Source organism: Pseudomonas sp. SWRI81 (assembly GCF_014268545.1).
Classification (GTDB): domain Bacteria; phylum Pseudomonadota; class Gammaproteobacteria; order Pseudomonadales; family Pseudomonadaceae; genus Aquipseudomonas; species Aquipseudomonas hamedanensis.
In genome coordinates this window covers 129,305-153,414 of the sequence record NZ_JABWQS010000008.1, presented here as the reverse complement: position 1 = coordinate 153,414, position 24,110 = coordinate 129,305, and the positions used below count along the sequence as shown (strand labels likewise).

General features: G+C 60.8%; 26 protein-coding genes. 7 read left to right on the top strand and 19 right to left on the bottom strand.

Features of this window, described 5'->3' with window-relative positions; genetic code table 11:
• The first annotated feature begins 159 nt into the window (after positions 1-159).
• From HU765_RS07955 to HU765_RS07945, 3 genes are all read left to right on the top strand, one after another.
• Complete coding sequence (locus HU765_RS07955) at positions 160-957, top strand: transporter substrate-binding domain-containing protein (RefSeq protein ID WP_186619649.1); 798 nt, start codon at positions 160-162, stop codon at positions 955-957.
• Between the two features lie 129 nt (positions 958-1,086).
• The gene (locus tag HU765_RS07950) at positions 1,087-2,046 is read left to right on the top strand and encodes an amino acid ABC transporter permease (RefSeq protein WP_186619648.1); all 960 of its coding nucleotides are present in this window, start codon (positions 1,087-1,089) and stop codon (positions 2,044-2,046) included.
• Positions 2,039-2,773: an ATP-binding cassette domain-containing protein gene (locus HU765_RS07945; RefSeq protein ID WP_186619647.1), complete on the top strand. Its 735-nt coding sequence runs from the start codon at positions 2,039-2,041 to the stop codon at positions 2,771-2,773. Before HU765_RS07950 ends, HU765_RS07945 begins: the two co-directional genes overlap by 8 nt.
• Positions 2,774-2,881: 108 nt before the next feature.
• On the opposite strand, the gene HU765_RS07940 is transcribed toward HU765_RS07945, so the two are convergent.
• The 10 genes from HU765_RS07940 to ubiE form a co-directional block, all read right to left on the bottom strand.
• On the bottom strand, positions 2,882-4,798 hold the full coding sequence (locus HU765_RS07940) for a methyl-accepting chemotaxis protein (protein WP_186619646.1): 1,917 nt from the start codon (positions 4,796-4,798) through the stop codon (positions 2,882-2,884).
• Between the two features lie 218 nt (positions 4,799-5,016).
• A complete protein-coding gene (locus HU765_RS07935; protein ID WP_186619645.1) occupies positions 5,017-5,724 on the bottom strand; it encodes a 16S rRNA (uracil(1498)-N(3))-methyltransferase in 708 nt (235 codons plus the stop codon).
• Positions 5,721-6,512, bottom strand: a complete 792-nt coding sequence (tatC, locus tag HU765_RS07930) for a twin-arginine translocase subunit TatC (RefSeq protein ID WP_186552153.1) — start codon at positions 6,510-6,512, stop codon at positions 5,721-5,723. Before tatC ends, HU765_RS07935 begins: the two co-directional genes overlap by 4 nt.
• On the bottom strand, positions 6,509-6,949 hold the full coding sequence (gene tatB, locus HU765_RS07925) for a Sec-independent protein translocase protein TatB (RefSeq protein ID WP_186619644.1): 441 nt from the start codon (positions 6,947-6,949) through the stop codon (positions 6,509-6,511). Before tatB ends, tatC begins: the two co-directional genes overlap by 4 nt.
• 10 nt (positions 6,950-6,959) lie before the next feature.
• Positions 6,960-7,241 (bottom strand): twin-arginine translocase TatA/TatE family subunit, encoded by a 282-nt coding sequence (locus HU765_RS07920; RefSeq protein ID WP_186619643.1) that lies wholly within the window; start codon positions 7,239-7,241, stop codon positions 6,960-6,962.
• Positions 7,242-7,266: 25 nt separating this feature from the next.
• A complete protein-coding gene (locus HU765_RS07915) occupies positions 7,267-7,599 on the bottom strand; it encodes a phosphoribosyl-ATP diphosphatase (RefSeq protein WP_007909355.1) in 333 nt (110 codons plus the stop codon).
• Positions 7,592-7,993, bottom strand: a complete 402-nt coding sequence (hisI, locus tag HU765_RS07910) for a phosphoribosyl-AMP cyclohydrolase (protein WP_007909357.1) — start codon at positions 7,991-7,993, stop codon at positions 7,592-7,594. The genes HU765_RS07915 and hisI overlap by 8 nt, the downstream gene beginning before the upstream one ends.
• A 120-nt stretch (positions 7,994-8,113) precedes the next feature.
• A complete protein-coding gene (gene ubiB / locus HU765_RS07905; RefSeq protein WP_186619642.1) occupies positions 8,114-9,718 on the bottom strand; it encodes a ubiquinone biosynthesis regulatory protein kinase UbiB in 1,605 nt (534 codons plus the stop codon).
• Complete coding sequence (locus tag HU765_RS07900; protein WP_186552149.1) at positions 9,715-10,338, bottom strand: SCP2 domain-containing protein; 624 nt, start codon at positions 10,336-10,338, stop codon at positions 9,715-9,717. The genes ubiB and HU765_RS07900 overlap by 4 nt, the downstream gene beginning before the upstream one ends.
• Positions 10,338-11,108, bottom strand: coding sequence for a bifunctional demethylmenaquinone methyltransferase/2-methoxy-6-polyprenyl-1,4-benzoquinol methylase UbiE (gene ubiE / locus HU765_RS07895; protein WP_186531921.1), 771 nt, complete (start codon positions 11,106-11,108; stop codon positions 10,338-10,340). The genes HU765_RS07900 and ubiE overlap by 1 nt, the downstream gene beginning before the upstream one ends.
• A gap of 154 nt (positions 11,109-11,262) precedes the next feature.
• On the opposite strand from ubiE, the gene HU765_RS07890 reads away from it, so the two are divergent.
• The 3 genes from HU765_RS07890 to HU765_RS07880 all read left to right on the top strand — a co-directional run bounded on the left by HU765_RS07890 (position 11,263) and on the right by HU765_RS07880 (position 13,097).
• Positions 11,263-11,538: a polyhydroxyalkanoic acid system family protein gene (locus tag HU765_RS07890; RefSeq protein WP_186552148.1), complete on the top strand. Its 276-nt coding sequence runs from the start codon at positions 11,263-11,265 to the stop codon at positions 11,536-11,538.
• Positions 11,539-11,758: 220 nt separating this feature from the next.
• Complete coding sequence (locus HU765_RS07885) at positions 11,759-12,181, top strand: phasin family protein (RefSeq protein WP_186552147.1); 423 nt, start codon at positions 11,759-11,761, stop codon at positions 12,179-12,181.
• A gap of 10 nt (positions 12,182-12,191) precedes the next feature.
• Positions 12,192-13,097 carry a phasin family protein gene (locus HU765_RS07880; RefSeq protein ID WP_186619641.1) on the top strand — a complete coding sequence of 302 codons (906 nt, stop codon included), beginning with the start codon at positions 12,192-12,194 and terminating at the stop codon, positions 13,095-13,097.
• 195 nt (positions 13,098-13,292) lie between these two features.
• On the opposite strand, the gene HU765_RS07875 is transcribed toward HU765_RS07880, so the two are convergent.
• The 9 genes from HU765_RS07875 to argS all read right to left on the bottom strand — a co-directional run bounded on the left by HU765_RS07875 (position 13,293) and on the right by argS (position 23,971).
• On the bottom strand, positions 13,293-13,913 hold the full coding sequence (locus tag HU765_RS07875; protein ID WP_186552145.1) for a TetR/AcrR family transcriptional regulator: 621 nt from the start codon (positions 13,911-13,913) through the stop codon (positions 13,293-13,295).
• A gap of 30 nt (positions 13,914-13,943) precedes the next feature.
• On the bottom strand, positions 13,944-15,626 hold the full coding sequence (phaC, locus tag HU765_RS07870; RefSeq protein ID WP_186619640.1) for a class II poly(R)-hydroxyalkanoic acid synthase: 1,683 nt from the start codon (positions 15,624-15,626) through the stop codon (positions 13,944-13,946).
• A gap of 139 nt (positions 15,627-15,765) precedes the next feature.
• On the bottom strand, positions 15,766-16,620 hold the full coding sequence (phaZ, locus tag HU765_RS07865; RefSeq protein ID WP_186552143.1) for a poly(3-hydroxyalkanoate) depolymerase: 855 nt from the start codon (positions 16,618-16,620) through the stop codon (positions 15,766-15,768).
• A gap of 223 nt (positions 16,621-16,843) precedes the next feature.
• On the bottom strand, positions 16,844-18,523 hold the full coding sequence (phaC, locus tag HU765_RS07860; RefSeq protein WP_186619639.1) for a class II poly(R)-hydroxyalkanoic acid synthase: 1,680 nt from the start codon (positions 18,521-18,523) through the stop codon (positions 16,844-16,846).
• Between the two features lie 256 nt (positions 18,524-18,779).
• On the bottom strand, positions 18,780-19,151 hold the full coding sequence (locus HU765_RS07855; RefSeq protein ID WP_041477560.1) for a DUF971 domain-containing protein: 372 nt from the start codon (positions 19,149-19,151) through the stop codon (positions 18,780-18,782).
• Between the two features lie 143 nt (positions 19,152-19,294).
• Positions 19,295-20,632, bottom strand: coding sequence for an ATP-dependent protease ATPase subunit HslU (gene hslU / locus HU765_RS07850; protein WP_186552141.1), 1,338 nt, complete (start codon positions 20,630-20,632; stop codon positions 19,295-19,297).
• A 55-nt stretch (positions 20,633-20,687) separates the two neighbouring features.
• Positions 20,688-21,218 (bottom strand): ATP-dependent protease subunit HslV, encoded by a 531-nt coding sequence (gene hslV / locus HU765_RS07845; protein ID WP_003186641.1) that lies wholly within the window; start codon positions 21,216-21,218, stop codon positions 20,688-20,690.
• A gap of 304 nt (positions 21,219-21,522) precedes the next feature.
• Positions 21,523-22,233 (bottom strand): SPOR domain-containing protein, encoded by a 711-nt coding sequence (locus HU765_RS07840; protein WP_186619638.1) that lies wholly within the window; start codon positions 22,231-22,233, stop codon positions 21,523-21,525.
• Between the two features lies 1 nt (position 22,234).
• Positions 22,235-23,971: an arginine--tRNA ligase gene (argS, locus tag HU765_RS07835; RefSeq protein ID WP_186619637.1), complete on the bottom strand. Its 1,737-nt coding sequence runs from the start codon at positions 23,969-23,971 to the stop codon at positions 22,235-22,237.
• Between argS and HU765_RS27000 the strand changes: the two genes are divergently transcribed.
• Positions 23,970-24,092: a hypothetical protein gene (locus HU765_RS27000; RefSeq protein WP_264082125.1), complete on the top strand. Its 123-nt coding sequence runs from the start codon at positions 23,970-23,972 to the stop codon at positions 24,090-24,092. The two genes, argS and HU765_RS27000, sit on opposite strands and share 2 nt — an antisense overlap.
• The last annotated feature ends 18 nt before the right edge of the window (positions 24,093-24,110 follow it).

Genomic DNA, 24,110 nt, shown 5'->3' with positions numbered 1-24,110 from the left:
AGCTTTTACGGCCTGACCAGTAACAACAATTCCCGGCAAAAAACCTTGTGCAAACGAACGAGTGCGTTAGCATCCGTCCCCGAATTGGCGCGCCTGGGCTTTTTTGCCTGCCTCTGTCGGTTTTCGCGCCGCACACGCAATGGTTTTGGGGACTTGAAGATGAAGAAGTATCTGTCGATGCTGCTGGTCGGCGTCACGGCACTGGTTGCAGTCAATGCGGCGCAGGCTGGCGCGATCGATGACGCGGTCAAGCGCGGCACCTTGAAAGTCGGCATGGATCCGACCTACATGCCGTTCGAGATGACCAACAAGCGTGGCGAAATCGTCGGTTTCGAAGTCGACATCCTCAAGGCCATGACCAAGGCCATGGGCGTCAAGCTGGAGCTGGTTTCCACCGGTTACGACGGCATCATTCCGGCGCTGATGACCGACAAGTTCGACATGATCGGCAGCGGCATGACCCTGACCCAGGAGCGCAACCTGCGCCTGAACTTCAGCGATCCGTTCATCGTCGTCGGCCAGACCCTGCTGATCCGCAAAGAGCTGGAAGGCACCATCAAGTCCTACAAAGACCTGAACACCGCTGACTATCGCATCACCTCCAAGCTCGGCACCACCGGCGAAATGGTCGCGAAAAAACTGATCTCGAAAGCCAAATACCACGGGTACGACAACGAGCAGGAAGCCGTGCTCGACGTGGTCAATGGCAAGGCCGATGCCTTCATTTACGACGCGCCGTACAACGTCGTCGCGGTGAACAAGGTCGGCGCCGGCAAACTGGTGTTCCTCGACAAGCCGTTCACCTACGAGCCGCTGGCCTTCGGCCTGAAGAAGGGCGATTTTGACAGCCTCAACTTCATCAACAACTTCCTGCACCAGATCCACGAAGACGGCACCTACGATCGCATCCATGACAAGTGGTTCAAGAGCACCGAGTGGCTCAAGGACATGGAATAAGCCCGGTCAGATAGACCGCGTCGCCTCGATCGCGAGCAGGCTCACTCCTACAGGGGAACGCATTCCAATGTAGGAGTGAGCCTGCTCGCGATGAGGGCCTCCAAGGCGATACAGAATCCGGAACCTGCAATGAAACAGAAAAAAGCCCAATGGCCCTGGCACGTCCTCACCGTGCTGGTGCTGGTCGGCCTGGCGGGCGCGTTGTACTACGCGACGTCGCTGATGTCCTACGAATGGCGCTGGAACCGCGTGCCGCAGTACTTCGCCTATCAGGCCGAAGAGACCCAGCGCGCCGCGGACATTTCCACCGTCACGGAACTGGTGCGCAAGGGCAGCAGCGCTCAGGTCACGCTGCGCAACGACGCGGGTGACGAACAGCACCTGACCGTCGACGAGAACAGCCTGCAATTCGCTCAGGGCGACGATGTCGCTGAAGGCGACGTCGTGGGCGTGACCCGGCACTGGGCGGCAGGACCGCTGTTGTGGGGCCTTTGGACCACGCTTTGGTTGTCGGTGGTCTCCGGCGTGCTCGGGTTGCTGATCGGCCTGGTCACCGGTCTGTGCCGCCTCTCCAGCAACCCGACCCTGCGCGACCTTTCAACGATTTACGTTGAATTGGTGCGTGGCACGCCGCTGTTGGTGCAGATTTTCATTTTCTACTTCTTCATTGGCACGGTGATGAACCTGTCCCGCGAGTTCGCCGGGATCGCCGCGTTGTCGCTGTTCACTGGTGCCTATGTGGCGGAAATCATCCGTTCCGGTGTGCAGTCGATTGCCCGCGGGCAGAACGAAGCGGCGCGTTCGCTCGGTCTGAGTGCCGGTCAGTCGATGCGCCATGTGGTGCTGCCGCAAGCATTCAAGCGCGTGCTGCCGCCACTGGCCGGTCAGTTCATCAGTCTGGTCAAGGACACCTCACTGGTGTCGGTCATCGCTATCACCGAACTGCTGAAAAGCGGTCGGGAAGTCATCACCACGTCGTTCTCGCCGTTTGAAATCCTGTTCTGCGTGGCTGGCCTGTACCTGTTGATCAACCTGCCGCTGTCGAAAATCGCCAGCCGGCTTGAGCGGAGGCTCGCGCAAAGTGATTGAAGTCCGCGATCTGGTAAAAGTCTTCGACACCCGGGGCCAGGTGGTGCGTGCCGTGGATAACGTCAGCACCATGGTCGCCAAGGGCGAGGTGCTGGTGGTGATCGGCCCGTCCGGTTCCGGCAAGTCGACCTTTCTGCGCTGCCTCAATGGATTGGAAGAATTCGATTCCGGCTCGGTGAGCATCGACGGTCTGCAACTGGCCGACGCGAAAACCGACGTCAACGCCTACCGCCGCGAAGTCGGCATGGTCTTCCAGCATTTCAACCTGTTCCCGCATATGACCGTGCTGGAGAACCTTTGCCTGGCGCAGAAAGTCGTGCGCAAGCGCGGCAAGAAAGAGCGCGAGGCCAAGGCCATGGCGCTGCTGGAAAAGGTTGGCATTGCACAGAAGGCCAACGAGTTTCCCTCACGCTTGTCCGGCGGCCAGCAGCAGCGCGTGGCGATTGCCCGGGCGCTGGCGATGGAGCCGAAAGTCATGCTGTTCGACGAGCCGACCTCGGCGCTGGACCCGGAAATGGTCGGCGAAGTGCTGGACGTGATGAAGAACCTGGCCGTGGAAGGCATGACTATGGTCTGCGTCACCCACGAGATGGGTTTTGCCCGGGAAGTGGCGGATCGGGTGTTGTTTTTCGATCACGGCAAACTGCTGGAAGATGCCGCGCCGGCGGAGTTCTTCGCGGCGCCGAAGGATCCGCGAGCGCAGGCCTTTTTGCGCCAAGTGCTGTAATTTCAGCGCCGGATCTACCGCCTTCGCGAGCAGGCTCGCTCCCACACCTGGAATGCATTTTTCCTGTGGGAGCGAGCCTGCTCGCGAATGGCCTCACCTCGATCTCACTTAAACCTTGAAGCGCCCCACCAGCATCTGCAGATGCGTCCCCAGCCGCGCCAGCTCCACGCTGGAAGCCGCTGTCTCTTCACTTGCCGCCGAAGTCTGGTCTGAGACATCCCGCACATTCAGCACGCTACGGTTGATCTCTTCGGCCACCGCGCTTTGCTGCTCGGCAGCAGCAGCAATCTGCTGGTTCATCGCCTGAATCGCCGACACGGTGCGGGTGATGCTTTCCAGTGAACCACCGGCACGGCGGGTCAGTTCGACGCTGCTGTCGGTCAGGCTGCGGCTGTTGTCCATGATCGTTGCCACTTGCTGGGTGCCGTTTTGCAGGCCGACGATCAGTTCTTCGATCTCTTCGGTGGACTTCTGCGTGCGTTGCGCGAGGCTGCGCACTTCATCGGCCACCACGGCGAAACCACGCCCGGCCTCACCGGCACGGGCCGCTTCGATGGCGGCGTTGAGCGCCAGCAGGTTGGTTTGCTGAGCCACCGACTTGATCACGTCGAGGACGCTGCCGATCTTGTCGCTTTCGCGCTTGAGCTCGCTCATGGCTTCGGTGGAATGCCCGACCTCAACGGCCAGACGCTCGATCTGGGCGATGGCTTCGCCGACAACCTTGTCGCCTTCGCGGGCCTGTTGGTCAGCGGCGACGGCGGCTTCGGAGGCTTCCTCGGCGTTGCGCGCGACTTCCTGCACGGTGGCGGCCATTTCGTTCATGGCGGTGGCAACCTGATCGGTCTCGATTTTCTGACTGTTGACCCCGGCGCTGGTCTGCTCGGTCACCGCGGACAGTTCTTCGGCCGCGCTGGCGATCTGTGTCACGCCGTCGCTGATGCCGCCGATCAATTCGCGCAGGCCCTGGGTCATGGTTTGCATCGAGCGCTGCAGCTGGCCCAGTTCGTCGCGGCGCAGGGACACCAGGTTGTGAGTCAGGTCGCCCGCCGCGACGCGCTCGGCGACTTTCAGGGTCTGGGTCAGCGGAATGATGATCTGGCGGGTGATCGTCCAGGCGGCAATCAAGCCGAAGGCCAATGCCAGCGCGGTGGCGATCAGCAGCAGGTTCTTGGCGCGCGCCGCGTCGGTATCGCGCACGACGGTTTGCGATTCGGTGAGTTTCTTGCTGAGCGCCATCAGGATGTCACCCTGCGCGGACATGTTCGTCAGTGCAGCGGTGTTCTTAATCTGCGAATCACGGAATTGGGCAACGGCGGCGCGGTAGGCCTTGAGCGAGTCGGTGGCTTGCTGCAGGTTGGCGATGTGCTGTTCCGGCACGCGGGACGGCAGGCTCTCGAGATTTTTCAGGGCATTGTCGATGGCGGTCAGCGCCGGTTGTTCGGCTTCAGCCTTGCCGCTGTAGGTATAACCACGTACCTGATAGCGCGCCTGCTGCAGCAATTTGCTCAGCTCGATCACCGCGTTGTATTGCGCGACGCTGTCGCCTTGCAGCAGCGCGCTCTCGACGTCGCCGACCTTGGCCACGGCATTATCGGCATTGGCGCCGAGCTTGCTGCGCGCGTCTTCGCGCTGCACGGTGGCCTGGGTCATTTCGCCGAAGGCGCGTTTGTATTGCGCCACGGCGGCCAGTTGCTGATCGACCATCGCCACATCGGACGGCTGCTCGATCATGCCGCGTGCCGATTGCAGGCCGCTTTCGAGTTTGTTGAGGAACTCATTAACCGCGCCCGGGCCTTGTTCGCCACGGCGCATGTCGTAGTCCATGCGCGCCAGGCGCAGGTCTCGGGTCAGCTCGTTGAGGCTGGAGATGAAGCCGAGCTTGTCGCCGCGGCTGATGATGCCGCTCATGCCGGTCCAGCCGGTGAAGGTGATCAACAGCGTCAGCAACAGCACCAGGCCAAAACCGATGCCCAGCTTAAGTTTGACGCTGACGTTTCCAAGACTTTCGGCTAACCATCGGTACATGCGACCACTCCCTTCGGACCACTAATTGGACTTATGGGGACTGTATCGGCCGGGTGATGGCAATCTGTAACGCCACTTGTCCGTGGTTGTCGCGATTCTGTGGCGAGGGAGCTTGCTCCCGTCGTAACACCGGCAAGTGCGTTGCTCGTGGGAGAAAGAGCGATGGCCGCTTCGCGCCCAAGCGGGAGCAAGCTCCCTCGCCACAAAAGTTGCTTGGCTCAGAACAGTCGAGCGAGCAGGGCGGTGACGGCGGTTTCGACGCGCAGGATGCGCTCGCCCAGTTGCACCGGTTGCAGACCGGATTTAGCCAGCAGGTCGATTTCGTAGGGAATCCAGCCACCTTCGGGGCCGATGGCCAGGGTCACCGGTTCGCTCAGCGCGCGCGGACAGGGCGGGAAGTTGCCGGGATGGCCGACCAGACCGAGTGTGCCCTCGGTGATGGCCGGCAAGCGATCCTCGACGAACGGCTTGAAGCGCTTCTCGATGATGATCTGCGGCAACACGGTATCGCGAGCCTGTTCGAGACCGAGGATCAACTGCTCACGAATCGCTTCCGGCTCCAGGAACGGCGTCTGCCAAAAGCTTTTCTCGACGCGATAGCTGTTGACCAGAATCACCTTTGCCACGCCCATGGTCGCCACGGTCTGGAATACCCGGCGGAGCATTTTCGGCCGCGGCAGGGCCAGCACCAGGGTCAGCGGCAGCTTGGCCGGTGGCGGTTGATCGAGGCTGACGCGCAGCTCGGCTTCGCCGGCATCAAGGCGCAGTAATTCGGCCGACCCCATCAGGCCGTTGATGCGCCCGACGCGCAGGCTGTCACCGACCTGCGAGCGGTGAACCTCCTGCATATGGGTCAGGCGGCGATCACGCAGCACCACCCGGTCGGCCGCAATGAAGTCGGCCTCTTCGAGCAACAGCAGGTTCATGCCTGGGTCGCTGGCGGCTGGTCGTTGTGATCGTCGGCCGGGTCTTCGTCCGGGCGTTCGCGTTTGCTGATCAAGCCGCCGAACAGAATGCCGATTTCAAACAGCATCCACATCGGTACCGCCAGCAGGGTCTGCGAGAAGATGTCCGGCGGGGTGAGGATCATGCCGACTACGAAGCAGCCGATGATCACGTACGGACGGATCTTCTTCAGGTAGGCGACATCGACCACGCCGATCCACACCAGCAGTACCACGGCCACCGGGATTTCAAACGCCACGCCGAAGGCGAAGAACAGCGTCATGACGAAATCGAGGTAGCTGGCGATGTCGGTCATCATTTCCACGCCGGCCGGGGTGGCGGCGGCGAAGAACTTGAAGATCAGCGGGAATACGAAGTAATAGGCGAACGCCATGCCGGTGTAGAACAGCAGGATGCTGGACACCAGTAGCGGCACCGCGATGCGCTTTTCATGCTTGTACAGGCCCGGCGCGATGAAGCCCCAGATCTGATGCAGGATCACCGGGATCGCGAGAAACAGCGAAACCATCATCGTCAGCTTCAGCGGCGTCAGGAACGGCGACGACACATCGGTGGCGATCATCGTCGCGCCGACCGGCAGGTACTGGCGCAGCGGCGTCGAGACGAAGGTGTAGATCTGCTGGGTGAAGGCGAACAACCCGGCAAAAATGATGAAGATCGCCGCCACACAACGCAGCAGGCGAGTGCGCAACTCGGTGAGGTGCGAAACCAGCGGCATGTGCTGGTCGTTTTCGGGGAGATCGCTCATGGGGCTCGCGGCGGCAGTGTAGGGTCTTGAGGCGCTGGTGTAGTCGGCGCGGCGGTTTGGGCTACATGTTCAGCCGAGGTTTCTGCGGGAGTTGCGTCGGTCGCCGCAACAACGGGAGCCGCTGCGGCAGGCGTCGTCGGCGCATGAATCGTCGGCTCTGCCACTGGCTGCACGGGCGTTGGCTCTTGTTGAACCGGTGTGAAAATCTTCCGCGCCTCCTGCTCCAGCGACAGAATGTGCTCGTTGTGCAGTTGCCGACGAATTTCGTCGGCACCGATTTCACGCTCAACTTCCTGTTTGATCGCGTTGAAGCTGCGCTTCAACCGGCCGACCCACAGCCCGGCGGTGCGCGCAGCGCCCGGCAGACGCTCGGGGCCCAGCACCAGCAGGGCGACGAGGCCGACGAGCAGCAGTTCAGAGAAGCTGATACCAAACATTAGTCAGTGCTCACACGTCTTTGCGGATCGGCTCTTCGACTTTCTGCGCCTGCACGTCGATGGTGTGCGGCGGGTTGGCCTGAGCGCTGTTTTGCGGCTGCACCGGTGGCACAGGCTGCGCCGGTGGGGTCACGCTTGGCTCGGCCGGTTTTTCGTCATCGTTCATGGCTTTGCGAAAGCCCTTGATCGACTCGCCCACGTCGGTGCCGAGGTTTTTCAGTTTCTTGGTGCCGAACACCAGCACCACGACTACCAGAATGACGACCCAGTGTTTCCAGTCAAAAATGCCCATGTGGCGGTTCCTCTCAAATAGTTGTTCAGGCGGACGGACGCGAGGCTTTCTCGACGTGTCCGGACAGGCCGAAGCGACGGTCCAGTTCATCCAGCACGGCCTGCGGATGCTGCCCCAGTTGGGCGAGCATGACCATGCTGTGGAACCACAGGTCAGCGGTCTCGTAGATCACGTCGCTGCAGTCGCCGCTGATGGCAGCGTCCTTGGCGGCAATAATGGTTTCGACCGACTCTTCGCCGACTTTCTCCAGAATCTTGTTCAGTCCCTTGTGGTACAGGCTGGCGACATACGAACTGTCGGCGGCTGCGCCTTTGCGCTCCTCGAGCACTTCGGCCAGACGGGTGAGCGTGTCACTCATGCTTGTGTCCTGCGCTATAGATGGCGTGCGGGTCTTTCAGTACCGGGTCGACCGTTTTCCAGTCGCCGTTTTCGAAGACACGGTAAAAGCAGCTTTGACGGCCGGTATGGCAAGCGATGTCGCCGATCTGTTCAACCATCAGGATGATCACGTCGGCATCACAGTCCAGCCGCATCTCATGCAGGGTCTGCACATGACCGGACTCTTCGCCCTTGCGCCACAGCTTGCCACGCGAACGTGACCAGTAGATTGCACGATTCTCTGCGGCTGTCAGTTCCAGCGCTTCGCGGTTCATCCAGGCCATCATCAACACGCGCCCGGTCTTGTGATCCTGGGCAATCGCCGGCACCAGGCCGTCAGCGTCCCACTTGATCTCGTCCAGCCAGTTTTTCATCTTCAAATCTCGAAAAGCAGCAGCAAGCCCTGAGCTTCAAGCTGCAAGTAAAAGCAGGTCGCGGTGTGCCTGTAGCGTCAAGCTTGAAGCTTGCAGCTTATAACTTGCAGCTCGATCGTGCTATCGGCGAACGACCAGATACAAGCCGACCGCCACCATGATACCCGCAGGCCAATGCGCCCAATCGGTCAACGGACCACCCGCGGCGAGGATCGCGCCCCCGGCCAGATGGGCGCAGCCGAGCAAGCGCAAGAACCAGTCGTCCTTGCGTTTGTGCCACGGTGGCGGCGGGTCTTTGGCGTGGGGTTGCGACATGCGTTCGAGCAGGTCGCGGGCCATGTTGGCCAGGTGCGGCAATTGTTCGAACTGGCTCTGCACGTTGCCGATCAAGGCTTTCGGGCTGACGCGCTCGCGCATCCAGCGCTCCAGAAACGGCTGTGCGGTGTTCCACAGATCCAGATCCGGATACAACTGGCGGCCGAGGCCTTCGATGTTCAGCAGGGTCTTTTGCAGCAGCACCAACTGCGGCTGCACTTCCATATTGAAGCGCCGGGCGGTCTGGAACAGGCGCATCAGCACCTGGCCAAATGAAATATCTTTTAACGGTTTTTCGAAGATCGGTTCGCAGACAGTCCGGATTGCCGCTTCGAATTCGTTGAGCTTCGTTTCCGCCGGCACCCAGCCCGAATCGATGTGCAACTGCGCCACACGGCGGTAGTCACGCTTGAAGAAGGCAAACAGGTTGCGCGCCAGATAGTCCTGATCTTCAGGCGTCAGGCTGCCGACGATGCCGCAGTCGATCGCAATATATTGCGGGCTCCACGGATTGACGGTGCTGACGAAGATGTTGCCCGGGTGCATGTCGGCGTGGAAGAAACTGTCGCGGAAGACTTGGGTGAAGAAGATTTCGACGCCGCGCTCGGCGAGCATTTTCATGTCGGTGCGCTGGTCGGCGAGGGTCGCCAGATCAGTGACCTGGACCCCGTAGATGCGCTCCATTACCAGCACTTTCGGCCGGCACCAGTCCCAATAGACTTGCGGCACGTACAGCAACTGCGAACCTTCGAAGTTGCGGCGCAACTGGCTGGCGTTGGCTGCCTCGCGCAAAAGATCGAGTTCGTCGTAGATGGTTTTTTCATAGTCCTGCACCACATCGACCGGGTGCAGCAGGCGCGCATCGGCGGAGAACTTCTCGGCAGCGCGGGCGAGGATGAACAGCCACGCCAGATCCTGGGCGATGATCGGCTTCAGTCCCGGGCGGATGACCTTGACCACCACTTCTTCGCCGCTTTTCAGTTGCGCCGCATGCACTTGCGCCACCGAGGCCGAGGCCAGCGGTGCGACATCGAAGCGGCTGAACACTTCGCTGATTTTTTTGCCCAGTTGCTCTTCGATCAACTTGATCGAAAGTTGCGAATCGAACGGCGGCACGCGGTCCTGCAGCAGCATCAGCTCATCGGCGATGTCTTCCGGCAGCAGGTCGCGGCGGGTCGAAAGAATCTGCCCGAATTTGATGAAGATCGGCCCCAGATCCTGCAACGCCAGACGCAGGCGTGCACCACGGTTGAGCTCCAGCGGCTTGCGCGGCAACCAGCGCCACGGCAGCAAAAAGCGCACGGCCAGCAGGAACCAGGGCAGCGGCAGATCGAACAGCAAGTCATCGAGGCGGTAGCGGATCACGACGCGCTGGATGCGCAACAGACGGCGGACGGCGAGCAGCTTCATGCGTTATCGCTTGGGTCGAGGGATCGGGAAAGGCGCTCGAAACGCGCCTCGAGACGTTCCAGATCGAGTTTGATCCGGTCCAGTTCGCTGAACCGCGCTTCGGCTTCGCGCTGCCCGACCAGGGTGCGCGACTCTTCGGCGAGGTATTCGGCGAGGTTCTGGTTGAGGCTGGCAAATCCTTGTCGATACCAGCGTGCGCGGCTGCGCAGATGACCGCCGAGCAATGGCGTGGCGACCGGGCCGAGCCAGCGCGAGAGTTCGTACTCCCAGTCCAGCTCAAGGTCCTGCAGTACGCCGGCCAGCTCCAGCAACACGCCGCTGTCGCCATCGAGCTCGACTTCCGGGGCATGCAGCACCGCGGTCTTGTCTTTGCTCAAGGCCAGTTTCAGCAGGCTGGAGGCGGGCGCCCGCAGGGTGCAATCGACGTCCGCTGCCCACTGTGAAGCGAGCATCAGACCTTCGTCACTCGGCAAAATATACAGTTGCAGCGCCGGGCTGCGGCAATCGACGGCAATCACTTTGCCAGTCAAGTGCGCCAGCCGCGGCAGCGCCGTGCTGTCGAGACGCAGCACCCGGTTGAGGCCGAGTTCAACGCTGGCGAGCAGCCCGGTAAGCAACATCAGGGCTTGATGCCGCGGTGCAGGGCGACAATGCCTGCGGTCATGTTGTGATAGGTCACGCGGTCGAAACCGGCGTCGACCATCATCGACTTCAGGGTTTCCTGATTGGGGTGCATGCGGATCGATTCGGCCAGGTAGCGATAGCTTTCCGAGTCATTGGTGATCAGCTTGCCCATCAGCGGCATGAAGGCAAACGAGTAGGCGTCGTAGGCCTTCGACATCAGCGCGTTGGTCGGCTTGGAGAATTCCAGCACCAGCAGACGTCCGCCGGGTTTGAGTACGCGCAGCATCGAACGCAGGGCGTCTTCCTTGTGCGTCACGTTGCGCAGGCCGAAGGCGATGGTCACGCAATCGAAATGGTTGTCCGGGAATGGCAGTTTTTCCGCGTCGGCCTGGACGAATTCGACATTGCCGGCGACACCCAGATCGAGCAGGCGATCACGGCCGACCTTGAGCATCGATTCGTTGATGTCGGCGAGTACCACCTGGCCGGTCGGGCCAACGAGGTGGGAGAACTTGCGAGTCAGGTCGCCGGTGCCGCCGGCGATGTCGAGCACGCGGTTACCGCTGCGCACGCCCGACAGTTCGATCGCGAAACGCTTCCACAAACGGTGCATGCCTCCCGACAGAAGGTCGTTCATCAGGTCGTATTTGGCGGCTACCGAATGGAAAACCTCAGCGACTTTTTCCGCTTTCTGGCTTTCCGGAACGTTTTTGAAACCGAAGTGCGTGGTGGGTTCGGCATCGCTGCCTTTGCGCTGATCAGTCATATCGCTGTCACCAAAAGAGAATGCGCGACATTCTAATCCCCAAGCCATGCTTTGTCTTGGAGTGGCTAAAGGTAAGATGGTCGACCTTCGGGACGATTTGCCGCAGCCGCGGTCAAGATTTACCGACAGATACTCATCAATCAGGAGTCATCCAATGGCCAAAATCAGTGTTGAGCGTGCGCACAGCCTGGGCAAGGAAGCCGCCCGCGAGAAAGCCGAAAAACTCGCCGCAAAGCTGAAAGATCAGTACGGCCTGGAGCCGCAGTGGTCGGGCGACACCCTCAACCTCAAACGTTCGGGCGTGAAAGGTGAAGTGCACGTGGCGGACGATTCGATCAAGGTCGACGTCGAGCTGGGCCTGATGATGTCGGCCATGAGCGGCATGATCAAAGCCGAGATCGAGAAAGCCCTCGACAAAGCTCTGGCCTGAAACGCGATCCCCTGTAGGAGTGAGCCTGCTCGCGATGGCGGTGTGTCAGTCAAAAATGATGTCGACTGACAGACCGCTATCGCGAGCAGGCTCACTCCTACATTTGTTTTGTGGTACTCCCGCTGGTTAGGGTGCCCTTTCTAATTTTTCGACCTACTTTGTGCCTCAGCCCGACACGTTCGCGGGCAGTTCCTCAATCCTTCTGCGCGTGAGGTGCACCATGGCCAAAGTTATTCTGAAGAAAAAAATCGACGCTCCGACCTCCACTGTAAGCGACGTCAAATCCTATGCCCGCAAGATCTGGCTGGCAGGCCTGGGGGCCTACGCCAAGGTCGGGCAAGAGGGCAGCGAGTACTTTCAGGAGCTGATCAAGGCCGGTCAAGCGGTTGAAAAGAAAGGCAAAAAAGCCGTCACCGAAAAACTCGTCGCAGCCAATGCCGAGATCGATGAAGCCGCCACTCAGGTCAGTTCGTTCAAAGGTCGCGTCGAGGTGCAACTGGACAAGGTCGAGAAGGCCTTCGACAACCGTGTGGCAAGCGCCTTGAATCGTATCGGCATTCCGTCTAAACATGACGTTGAGACACTCTCTGCTAAGCTCGATGAGCTGACGGCATTGCTCGAACGCGTCGCGCGTAAATCTTAAGGAGAACGGGATGGCTGGTAAAAAGAACACCGATAAAGAAGGCAGCTCGTGGATCGGGAAGGTCGAAGACTACTCCCGAAAAATCTGGCTGGCGGGTTTAGGCGTGTACTCGAAGATCGACTCTGACGGCACCAAGCTCTTCGATGCATTGGTCAAAGACGGCGAGAAAGCCGAGAAACTCACCAAGTCCGCCGTCGGCAAGAAAGTCGAGGACTCGACGACATCGGCCAAGTCGCGCATCAGCGGCGTGAAAGACCGCGCCCTGGGCAAGTGGGACGAGCTGGAGGGGGCTTTCGACAAGCGCCTGAACAGCGCGATCTCGCGCCTTGGCGTACCGAGCCGCAACGAGGTCAAGGCACTCAATGCCAAGGTCGATACGCTGACCAGACAGATCGAAAAACTCACCGGTCTGAAAGCGCAACCTGTGGCGGCGAAAACCGCTGCGGCAAAACCGGCCACAAAAACGGCAGCGGTCAAACCTGCGGCGAAAACCGCAGTCAAGCCGTTGGCCAAGGCGGTGGCTAAACCTGCTGTGAAAGTGGCGGCCAAGCCGGCGGCCAAAACTGCCGCTGCCAAGCCTGCGGTCAAGGCAGCAGCCAAACCGGCCGCGGCCAAAACCGCTGCGAAACCGGCCGCCAAACCTGCGGCTAAAACTGCAGCGAAACCAGCAGCCAAGCCAGCCGCGAAAACCGCGGCCGCCAAGCCTGCTGCGAAGCCTGCAGCGAAACCGGCCGCGGCGAAAAAACCTGCAGTGAAAAAACCGGCCGCGCCGAAAACCGCTGCGCCGAAACCGGCCGCCACGCCATCGGCTGCTCCGACAGCGGCGGCCAGCGCGTCGAACTCCGTTTCGGCTCCGACCCCGGCGGCTACCCCGACTGCAACTTCGACACCGTCGACGCCAACCAGTCAGTCCTGACGCTTCAGAGCAAAACAAAACGCCCGGCCTGTGAAGGTCGGGCGTTTTTCGTGCATCTCACTATCACCGCAAATCCCTGTGGGAGCGAGCTTGCTCGCGAAGGCGTCCGTTCAGGCAATTGAGTTGCCGGATGACATACCGCATTCGCGAGCAAGCTCGCTCCCACATTGGATAATCATCGCAACGTAGTACCGTTCAGTCGTGATCCTCAAGATATTGCAGCGCCATCCGCTCAGTCGCCACCTTGACCGGCGGCAGCAGATGCGGCGCCACCAGCATCATGATCTGATAAACCACCAGCCTGACTTCCCCCGCACGATCGAGAATTCGCTGGTAGTCCAGGGAGAACAGCAGCGTCAGCGTGATCTGCTCCACCAGTTGCCCCAATGCCTGAGTATCGCTGACCAACTGCCCGGAAGCCTTCAACCTTGCCAGCAACGACGCCAGCGTCCTCTTCAACGCATTGAGCAAATGGCGGATGCCCTTGGCCAGTTTCGGCAAGCGTCCGGCGAGGTTTGACAGGTCCTGAAACAGGAAGCGGTACTGCGCCAGCCGCTCGACGATCAAATGCAGAAACAGCCAGTAGTCCTCCGGCGCCAGTTCGACCTCCGGCGGCGGGTCGAGCAACGGCGTCAGTTCCAGCTGAAAGCGTTCGAACAGACCGAGAATCAGCGGCTCCTTGCCATGAAAGTGGTAGTAAAGGTTGCCCGGGCTGATGCCCATTTCGTTAGCCACTTCCATGGTGGAGACGTTCGGCTCGCCCTTTTCGTTGAACAGTTGCAAAGCACATTCGAGAATCCGGTCGCGGGTTTTCATCCAGTCTTCTTAGAAAAGTTCGCTTGAGCGTCAGCGCACATGCACGTAAGTGCCGGGCGCAGCCTCCATCGGTGGATAGTTCGGGTTGCCGAGGGTCATCCGGGTTTCCTGTTGCGCGCCCGAGCGCTGCTGTACCCATTCCAGCCATTGCAGCCACCAGCTGCCGTCGACGTGTCTGGCATCGTAGTACCAGGCCCGCGGATCGCTGCTCAGCTTGCCGTTCTCGACGTACGCCGCTTTTGCATTGCTCGGCGGATTGAGGATGCTCTGCACGTGGCCGCTGTTGGACAGCACAAAGCGGCGTTCGCCGCCGAGCAGCAGGGTCGAGCGGTACACCGCGTCCCACGGCGTGATGTGGTCGTTCATGCCGGCGACGCTGAAGCTGTCGACAGTGACCTTCTGCAGATCGATCGGGGTGCCGCAGACCTCCAGACCGCCCGGATGGGTCAGTGGGTTGTGCTTGAAGAAGTCCAGCAGATCGCCATGAAACGCCGCGGGCAGGCGGGTGTTGTCATTGTTCCAGTAGAGAATGTCGAAGGCCGGCGGCTCTTTGCCCAGCAGGTAGTTGTTGACGAAATAGCTCCAGATCAGGTCGTTGGGGCGCATCCAGGCAAAGACCTTGGCCATGTCGCGACCGTCGAGCACGCCCTTCTGGTAAGAGCGACGCTTGGCGGCTTCGAGCGTTTGCTCGTCGGCAAACAGCGTGGCCGGCGTTTCGATCTGGCTGTCGAGCAGGCTGACCAGATAAGTGGCACTGGCGACGCGACGCAGTTGCCGCTTGGCCTGCAGATGCCCTTGCAGGGCGGCGATGGTCAGGCCTCCGGCACAGGCGCCCATCAGGTTGACCTCGCGCGCGCCGGTAATCGCCCGGCAGATGTTCATCGCTTCTTCCACCGCTTCGACGTAGCTCGACAGGCCCCACTCACGGTGTCGCACATCGGGATTGCGCCAACTGATCATGAATGTCTGCAGGCCGTTTTTCAGGGCGTACTGGACGAAGCTGTTGTGCGGGCTCAGGTCAAAAATGTAGTACTTGTTGATTTGCGGCGGCACCACCAGCAGCGGCTTGGCGTACTGCTTTTCGCTCATCGGCCGGTACTGGATCAGCTCAAGCAGTTCGTTGCGAAACACCACGGCCCCGGGGGTGGTCGCGACCGTTTTGCCGACCTCGAAAGCCTGTCGTGTCACCTGCCTCGGTAGACCATCATTGTGCAGCAAGTCATCGAACAGATGACTGAGGCCACGGACCAGGCTGTGGCCGCCTGAATTGAACAGCTCCTTGACCGCCAATGGGTTGAGCAGCGTGTTGGACGGCGCGACGGCATCGTTGAGCAGCGTGAAGGCGAAGTGCGCGCGGGCACGGTCGTCAGGGTTCATGTCGCTGTCGTCGATCCAGCTTTTCACTTGCTTCTGCCAGGCCAGATACGCTTGCAGGCTGCGCCGGTAAAACGGGTTCAGGCTCCAGGCCGGATCGGTAAAGCGGCTGTCGTTCGGGTTGGTCGGGTGCAAGGTTTCGCCGAGCAGCACGCGGCCCAGTTGGCCGCCGAGTTTCAGCGCATGCCTGGCGCTGTGGACCGGGTTGCGCAGGCTATGAGCGGCAACACTGCGCAAAGTCGAGAGCAGATCCCGACCGCGCAGGCCGGCGATCGCACTTTGTGCGTTGATGAACACGGCGGGGCTGGGCACCACGCCCGTCGCTGGTTTGTCACGCATGACTCAACACTCCTTCGTCTTCAGGCCAAAAACAAACGCGCCGAACCAGAACACCATAGACGCTGTTGCGGGTTGCTGCCTGCGCGGCGTCCTGCCGCGCTGGCGTGTAAAACGTCCTGCATAAAGCCTGCCGCAGCGGTTATCCGCCCAGCGATGTCGGATGCGGGTGCATCACGGCGCGCTGCCGCTCCTCCTGGAGAAATTTCATGATGATCGGCGCCACTGCTTCGGCGCGGGTGATCAGGAACAAGTGACCGTCGTCGATGACGTGCAATTGCGCATTGGGAATGCGCCAGGCAAGCAAGCGCATGTTGATCAGCGGAATCAGCGGATCGTCATCGCCGGCCAGCACCAGCGTCGGCTGATGGATCTTGTGCAGCCAGTGGATGCTGGTCCAGCCCAGGCCTGCGAACAGTTGCCAGTAGTAACCGAGCTTGCCCGCCGAGCGCACTTTTGCCGCGTGGCTGGCCGCCAGGGTCGGATCGCGGCGGAACGAGCCGCCGTAGATCAACGGCGCGATGCGGATCACGTGGGACGGTTGGATATAGCGCCGCGGACTGGCCATCATCCACAGCACCTTCGGCTTGCCCGGCACCATCACCGCGCCGGCGGCAGTCGCGGCCAACACCAGTTTCTTGCAGCGCTCGGGGTAGTCGTAGGCAAACTGCTGCGCCAGCGCGCCGCCCCACGACACACCGATCACGTTGACCTGGCCATAATCGAGGTAATCGAGCATGCGTGCCGTCAGCTTGGCCAGCCCGGGAAAACGATACGGCCGATTCGGCGTCGACGATCCGCCGACCCCGGGCACGTCGAAGGCGATCACTTCCAGATCCGGGTCCAGCGCCGCGACAAACGGAAACACCAGCTCCAGGTTGGCGCCGATGCCGTTGAAAATCAGCAAGGGCGTCAAGTGCGGCTTGCCCGGGCGTACCGCCGTGCGGAGGGTCTGGCCATCCAGATCGACGGTGCGGAATATGAACGGTTGCGGCATGCGTCAGGCCCTGTAGATTTCAAGTCCACCCGTATCCTTGTAGGAACGAGCCTTGTGGCGAGGGGATTCATCCCCGTTGGGTTGCGAAGCGACCCCAAAATCTGAAACCGCGATTTTTCAGACACATCGCGGCTACTCGATTCACGACTGCTTCGCAGCCGAACGGGGATGAATCCCCTCGCCACAACGGCCGCGCCCACCAATGGGGGCTGGGTGGTGTCAGTTACCGCTCATGTACATAAGTGCCCGGCGCAGCCTCGCCCGCCGGGTACGCCTTGTTGCCCAGTTTCGTCGGGGCCTTTTTCAGGTTGCCCGAGCGTTCGGCCAGCCAGGCTTGCCAGTGCAGCCACCAGGAGTCGGTGTGTTTGGTCGAATTCTCCTGCCAGTCATCGGCCGTCGCGGCCATTTCTTCGCCGGTCATGTAGCGCGATTTCGGATTGCCCGGCGGGTTGAGAATGCTCTGGATATGGCCGCTGCTCGACAGCACAAATTCAACTTTTCCGCCAAACAGCTGCGCCGACTTGTAGCAGGACTTCCACGGCGTGATGTGATCGTTGGTGCCGGCCAGCGAGAAGATGTCGGCAGTGACCTGCTTGAGGTCGATCGGCGTGCCGCACACTTCCAGTGCGTTGGGGCGAATCAGTGGGTTGTTTTTGAACATCTCGATCAGGTCGCCGTGGAATGCCGCCGGCAGGCGCGTGGTGTCGTTGTTCCAGAACAGAATGTCGAAGACCGGCGGCTCGTTGCCGAGCAGGTAGTTATTGACCCAGTAATTCCAGATCAGGTCGTTGGGGCGCATCCAGGCGAAGACCTTGGCCATGTCCTTGCCTTCGAGCACGCCGGCCTGATACGAGTGGCGCTTGGCGGTCTCCAGGGTTTGCTCATCGACAAACAGCGCGACGTCGCTGTCCAGCGTCGTGTCGAGCACACTGACCAGCAACGTAAGGGCATTGACCTTGTTCTCGCCCAGCGCCGCGTAGTGGCCGAGCAGGGCGGTGCAGGTAATGCCGCCGGAGCAGGCACCGAGCATGTTCACGGCTTTGCTGCCGGTAATTGCGCTGACCACGTCGACGGCTTCTTTCAGCGCCTCGATATAGGTCGACAGGCCCCACTCGCGCTGGGCCTTGGTCGGATTGCGCCAACTGACGATGAACGTCGGCACGTTGTTGCGCAGGCAGAAGCGCGCCAGGCTCTTGTCCGGGCTCAGGTCGAAAACGTAAAACTTGTTGATCTGCGGCGGCACCACGAGCAGCGGTCGCTCGTGGACCTGCTCGGTGATCGGTCGGTACTGGATCAGTTCCAGCACGTCGTTGCGAAACACCACCGCGCCTTCGGTCACGCCCAGGCTCTTGCCGACCTCGAACGCGCCCATGTTGACCTGGCTCGGCATGCCGCCGTTATGCACCAGATCCTTGGCCAGATGCGAGAGGCCGTCGAGCAGGCTTTTACCGCCGGTTTCGAAGAAGCGTTTGACCGCTGCCGGGTTGGCGGCGGTATTGGTCGGGGCCATGGCTTCGGTCATCAGGTTGATGACGAAGTGCCCTCGAGCAATGTCTTTCGGTGACAGGCTGCTGTCATCGATCCAGGCGTGGAGTTCCTTGCGCCAGGCCAGATAGGTTTGCAGGTAACGTTTATAGAGCGGGTTCTGGCTCCACGCCGGATCGGCAAAGCGGCGGTCATCGCCGGCCGGTTGCAGAGCCGATTTGCCGAGCAGCACATTCTTCAGCTCGAGGCCGAAATGGGTCACGTGCCTGACGCTATGGATCGGTTGTCTGATGGCCTGTTTGAGCACCATACGAGCAGAGGCCAGCAGATCCTTTCCGCGCAGCCCGACGACGGGATTAAGCCCCAGGGTGTTTTCCGAGGCTTGGTACTTCAGGTCATCGTTATTCTTGTTACTCATCTACGACGCTCCATTGTCCTGAGACGAGTACCCGGTGTGCGCTGTCGGTTCCACAGCCAATGCCGGGTACTGCTGCTCGGGTGACCGTTGATTCTGCATAGCTGCTTTACAGGCTTAGAGCACTGCAGGGAACTTGCCAGCTCCATTGGTTACCCGAGTTTAATTTTTTTCGCAAGCGGCCCATCCTGGGCCGTATGAGCGCAGCATTCAAACAGATGAAATTAGAAAATGCCCTCTAAAGAGCAAGAGCCACGGCCTAGAGCATCAGCTTGACGAATGACTCGTTCGGGTCGCGGGACTTTCCGGCGGCGCGCAGCTCGGCCAGATAATCGTCCCAGAGTTCGTTCTGGCGTTTGCCGAGTTCGTAGAGGTATTCCCAAGTGAACAGGCCACTGTCATGTCCGTCATCGAAGGTCAGTTTCAGTGCGTAGTTGCCGGCCGGTTCCAGCTTGCTCAAACCCACGTTGAGCTTGCCGAATTGCAGGATCGGTTTGCCGTGGCCCTGGACCTCGGCGGAGGGAGAATGCACGCGCAGAAATTCGGCGGGCAGGGTGAATTCCTCGCCGGACGCGTAGGTGAGCGTCAGGGTTTTCGAGGCTTTGTGCAGTTTGATGTCAGTGGGAATCATGCTCAGGTATCCGTCTTGTGCGGAACCTTGTGGGAGCGGGCTTGCTCGCGAAAGCGCCGGGTCAGCCAACACACGTGTTGAATGTGCCGCCGTCTTCGCGAGCAAGCCCGCTCCCACAGTTCCATTACATCTGTAAGAGAGGCTTACAGGATATAACGGGACAGGTCTTCGTTCTGCGCCAATTCGCCGAGGTGGCTGTTGACGTACTCGGCGTCGATCAGGATCGGCGTGTCGTCATGGGCGCTGGCCAGATCGCCGGCACTGAACGACACCTCTTCGAGCAGACGCTCAAGCAATGTGTGCAGGCGACGGGCACCGATGTTCTCGGTCTTCTCGTTGACCTGCCAGGCGATCTCCGCCAGACGCTTGATGCCCTCGGGCTGGAACTGGATGTTCAGGCCCTCGGTTTTCAACAGCGCACAGTACTGCTCGGTGAGCGAGGCGTGCGGTTCGCTGAGGATGCGTTCGAAGTCTTCCGGGCTCAGCGCCTTGAGTTCGACGCGGATCGGCAGACGACCTTGCAGCTCCGGCACCAGATCGCTCGGCTTGCTCAGGTGGAACGCACCGGAGGCGATGAACAGGATGTGGTCAGTCTTGACCATGCCCAGTTTGGTATTCACGGTGCAGCCTTCGATCAGCGGCAGCAAATCGCGCTGTACGCCCTCACGGGAGACATCGGCACCGCCGACGTTGCCGCGCTTGGCGACCTTGTCGATCTCGTCGATGAACACAATGCCGTGCTGCTCGACGGCTTCCAGCGCCTTGGCTTTGAGCTCTTCTTCGTTGACCAGGCGCCCGGCCTCTTCGTCGCGGACCAGCTTCAGCGCTTCCTTGACCTTGAGCTTGCGCGACTTCTTCTTGCCCTTGCCCATGTTGGCAAACAGCGACTGCAGCTGGTTGGTCATTTCTTCCATGCCCGGCGGCGTGGCGATTTCGATGCCGGACACTTCAGCGACTTCGATTTCGATTTCCTTGTCATCCAGCTGACCTTCGCGCAGGCGCTTGCGGAACAACTGACGGGTGTTGGAATCGGAGCTCGGCGCTTCTTCATTACTGAAGCCCATGCGTGCCGGCGGCAGCAGCGCGTCGAGGATGCGGTCTTCGGCGGCGTCTTCGGCGCGGTGGCGCACGCGGGTCATTTCCTGCTCGCGAAGCATCTTGATCGCAGCGTCAGCCAAATCACGAATGATCGATTCGACGTCGCGGCCGACGTAACCGACTTCGGTGAACTTGGTTGCTTCGACCTTGATGAACGGTGCGTTGGCCAGTTTCGCCAGGCGCCGGGCGATCTCGGTTTTACCGACACCGGTCGGGCCGATCATCAGGATGTTTTTCGGGGTCACCTCAACGCGCAGCTCTTCAGGCAGTTGCATGCGGCGCCAGCGGTTGCGCAGGGCAATCGCGACGGCGCGCTTGGCATCGTCCTGGCCGATGATGTGGCGGTTGAGTTCGTGGACGATTTCGCGGGGAGTCATGGACATAATAATTGGCGGTCCTCAAGCAGAAACAAGCCGTGGCACATTGGCCGCAACAGGCTTATTCAGCGAGATCCTGCTCCTCAATGGTCTGGGTGTGGTTGGTAAATACGCAGATGTCGCCGGCGATGCCGAGGGCGGTTTCGACGATTTCGCGAGCCGACAGGTCGGTCTTTTTCAACAGCGCGCTGGCCGCCGCCTGTGCGTAGGCGCCGCCGGAGCCCATGGCGATCAGGCCATCTTCGGGTTCGACCACGTCACCGTTGCCGGTGATGATCAGCGAGGCGTCCTTGTTGGCGACCGCAAGCATGGCTTCGAGGCGGCTCAGGGAGCGGTCGGTGCGCCATTCTTTGGCGAGTTCGACAGCGGCGCGGACCAGGTGGCCCTGATGTTTTTCAAGCTGGCCTTCGAAACGCTCGAACAGGGTGAAGGCGTCGGCAGTGGCCCCGGCGAAACCGGCGATGACCTGGCCGTGGTACAGGCGACGGACTTTTTTCGCGTTGCCTTTCATCACGGTGTTGCCGAGAGAAACCTGGCCGTCGCCGCCCATGACGACTTTGCCGTGGCGGCGGACTGAAACGATGGTGGTCAAGGGAAGAGTCTCCACACAGCTGGGCGAAAGTGCCTTATGCCCATTCATATGGGGGGTACAGAAAGGGATTTCAACCGGCAGTGGCAATGGGAGACGAATGGCGAGTGATGACTGTGGCGAGGGGATTTATCCCCGTTGGGCTGCGAAGCAGCCCTGAAAGCGACACATACGGTGTATCAGGTATAACTTGGAATGCAGGTATTGCGACTGCTGCGCAGCCGAACGGGGCGGTGCGACGCTTCGCTAAATCCCCTCGCCACAGAATTTGAGGTCACCTGCAAGTTGCAGGTGACCTCCGAGAACCTTAGCGGCTCTGGCGTTGTTGTAACAACAGGTTGCTGAAGCCAGCACCGGCCAGTTGTTTCTGCGCCGTGGTCAGTTGTTCACGGTTGCTGAACGGCCCGACCAGAACGCGATACCAGGTCTCGTCCTTGACGGTGCCGGACTCTACCGCCACCGTTTGGCCGAGCAGAATGATCTGCGCACGGACCTTGTCAGCATCCGTCTCCTTGCGGAACGAACCGGCCTGAAGGAAGAACTTGGTCACCGGCGCCGCTTTGCTCACCGGCGGCGCGGGTGGCGGGGTGATCCCGGCCAGGGCTGCCTGAGCCCGTGCAGTATCGATCTTCGCCGCTTCGGCCGGAGTCACTGGCGTGGTCGGGATGGCCGGCACTTGTGGCGTCGGCAGGGTTTTCTCCGGCACGGCGTCCGGCGGCACGATCACTTCCGACTCCGGCAGCAAGGTGTAGAAGTCGTACTTCGGCTTGACCGGTTGCGTCGGGCTCGGCGGGGTCTTGTTGGCCTCGGCGATCTTCGATGCTTTCTGCTGCTGCTCGACCTTCTCGCGCTTGACGGTATCGCTGCCCTTGCCCGGTTCCAGTTTCATCAGAAACACGATGAACGCACCGACGGTCAGGCCGATGGCCATCCACAACCAGCCCGGAATCGGTTGTTTCGCAGGTGCCTGATAGCGGCTGGCGCCGCGTTTGGGTGCAGGTTTTTTCTTGGCGGCCAACTTACATACGCTCCAGAGTTTCCAGACCCAACAGCTCCAGGCCTTGCTTGAGGGTGCGACCGGTCAGTGCGGCCAGGCGCAGGCGGCTCTGCATTTGCGCCGGGGTCTCGGCGGCGAGGATCGGGCAGTTCTCGTAGAAGCTGGAGAACAGGCCGGCAACGTCGTACAGGTAGGTGCAGAGAATGTGCGGCGTGCCTTTTTCGGCGACGCTGTTGAGCACTTCGCCGAACTGCGCCAGTTTCGCCGCCAGTTCGTGTTCGTGTTCTGCTTCGAGGACGATCTGTCCCTCGACTTCGCTGAAATCCTTGCCCAGTTTGCGGAACACGCCGGCCACCCGGGTGTAGGCGTAGAGCAGGTACGGTGCGGTGTTGCCTTCGAAGTTGAGCATCAGGTCGAAGTTGAAGCTGTAGTCGCTGGTGCGATGCTTGGACAGGTCGGCATATTTCACCGCGCCGATGCCGACGACTTTAGCGATGTTGCGCAACTCGTCTTCGGCCAGGGTCGGGTTTTTCTCTTTCACCAGGCTGTAGGCGCGCTCCTGCGCTTCGGTCAGCAGGTCGATCAGCTTCACGGTGCCGCCGTCACGCGTCTTGAACGGACGGCCATCGGCGCCGTTCATGGTGCCGAAACCCATGTGTTCCATTTCCATCGGATGGGTGACGAAACCGGCCTTGCGCGCCACAGCAAACACTTGCTGGAAGTGCAGGGCCTGACGCTGGTCGACGAAATACAGCGCACGATCGGCCTTCAGCTTGCCGCTGCGGTAGCGTACCGCCGCGAGGTCAGTGGTGGCATACAGATAGCCGCCGTCAGCCTTGACGATGATCACCGGCAGCGGGTCGCCGTCAGCGTTTTTGAATTCATCGAGGAACACGCACTGGGCGCCGTTACTCTCGACCAGCATGCCAGCGGCCTTGAGGTCGTTGACCACGTTGACCAGGTCGTCGTTGTAGGCGCTTTCGCCCATGACGTCGGCCATGGTCAGTTTAACGTTGAGCAGTTCGTAGATCTTTTGGCAGTGCGACAGCGAGATGTCTTTGAATTTGGTCCACAGCGCCAGGCACTCAGCGTCGCCAGCCTGCAGCTTGACCACCAGGCCACGGGCACGATCGGCAAATTCTGCGGACTCGTCGAAACGCTGCTTGGCGGCGCGGTAGAAGTTTTCCAGGTCGGACAGCTCGTCGCTGGTGATCGGGTTTTCCTGCAGGTACGCCATCAACATGCCGAACTGGGTGCCCCAGTCGCCAACGTGGTTCTGGCGGATCACGTCGTCGCCGAGAAATTCGAGTACGCGCGCCACACCGTCGCCGATGATGGTCGAGCGCAAGTGGCCAACGTGCATCTCTTTCGCCAGGTTCGGTGCCGACAGGTCGACCACGGTGCGCTGCGCCGGGCCGGCCTTGCGCACGCCGACATGGGCATCCGCGAGGGCGGCGTCGAGGCGCGCGGCCAGGGCCTGGGTATTCTGGAAGAAGTTGATGAAGCCCGGGCCGGCGATCTCGGCCTTGGTGACGTTTTCGTCAGCCGGCAGCGCGGCGATGATTTTTTCCGCCAGATCACGTGGCTTCATGCCCGCAGGTTTGGCCAGCATCATTGCGATGTTGCTGGCGAAGTCGCCGTGGGTCTTGTCGCGGGCGTTCTCCACCTGAATCGCCGGCGACAGGCCTTCAGGCAACACACCTTCGTTGACGAGTTGGGTGAGGGCTTGCTGGATCAGCTGGCGAATGGTGTCTTTCATGGTCTTCTCTTTCGACCGCAAGCGCGGCGGGCGCATCGGTGCGCGGGTGGAAAAACTGGGCATTATCCGTTGCGAAGACGGGCTTGCCAACCTTAGCAGGCAGCTTATGGACTTGTGGTGACAAATTGCCCTGTGGCGA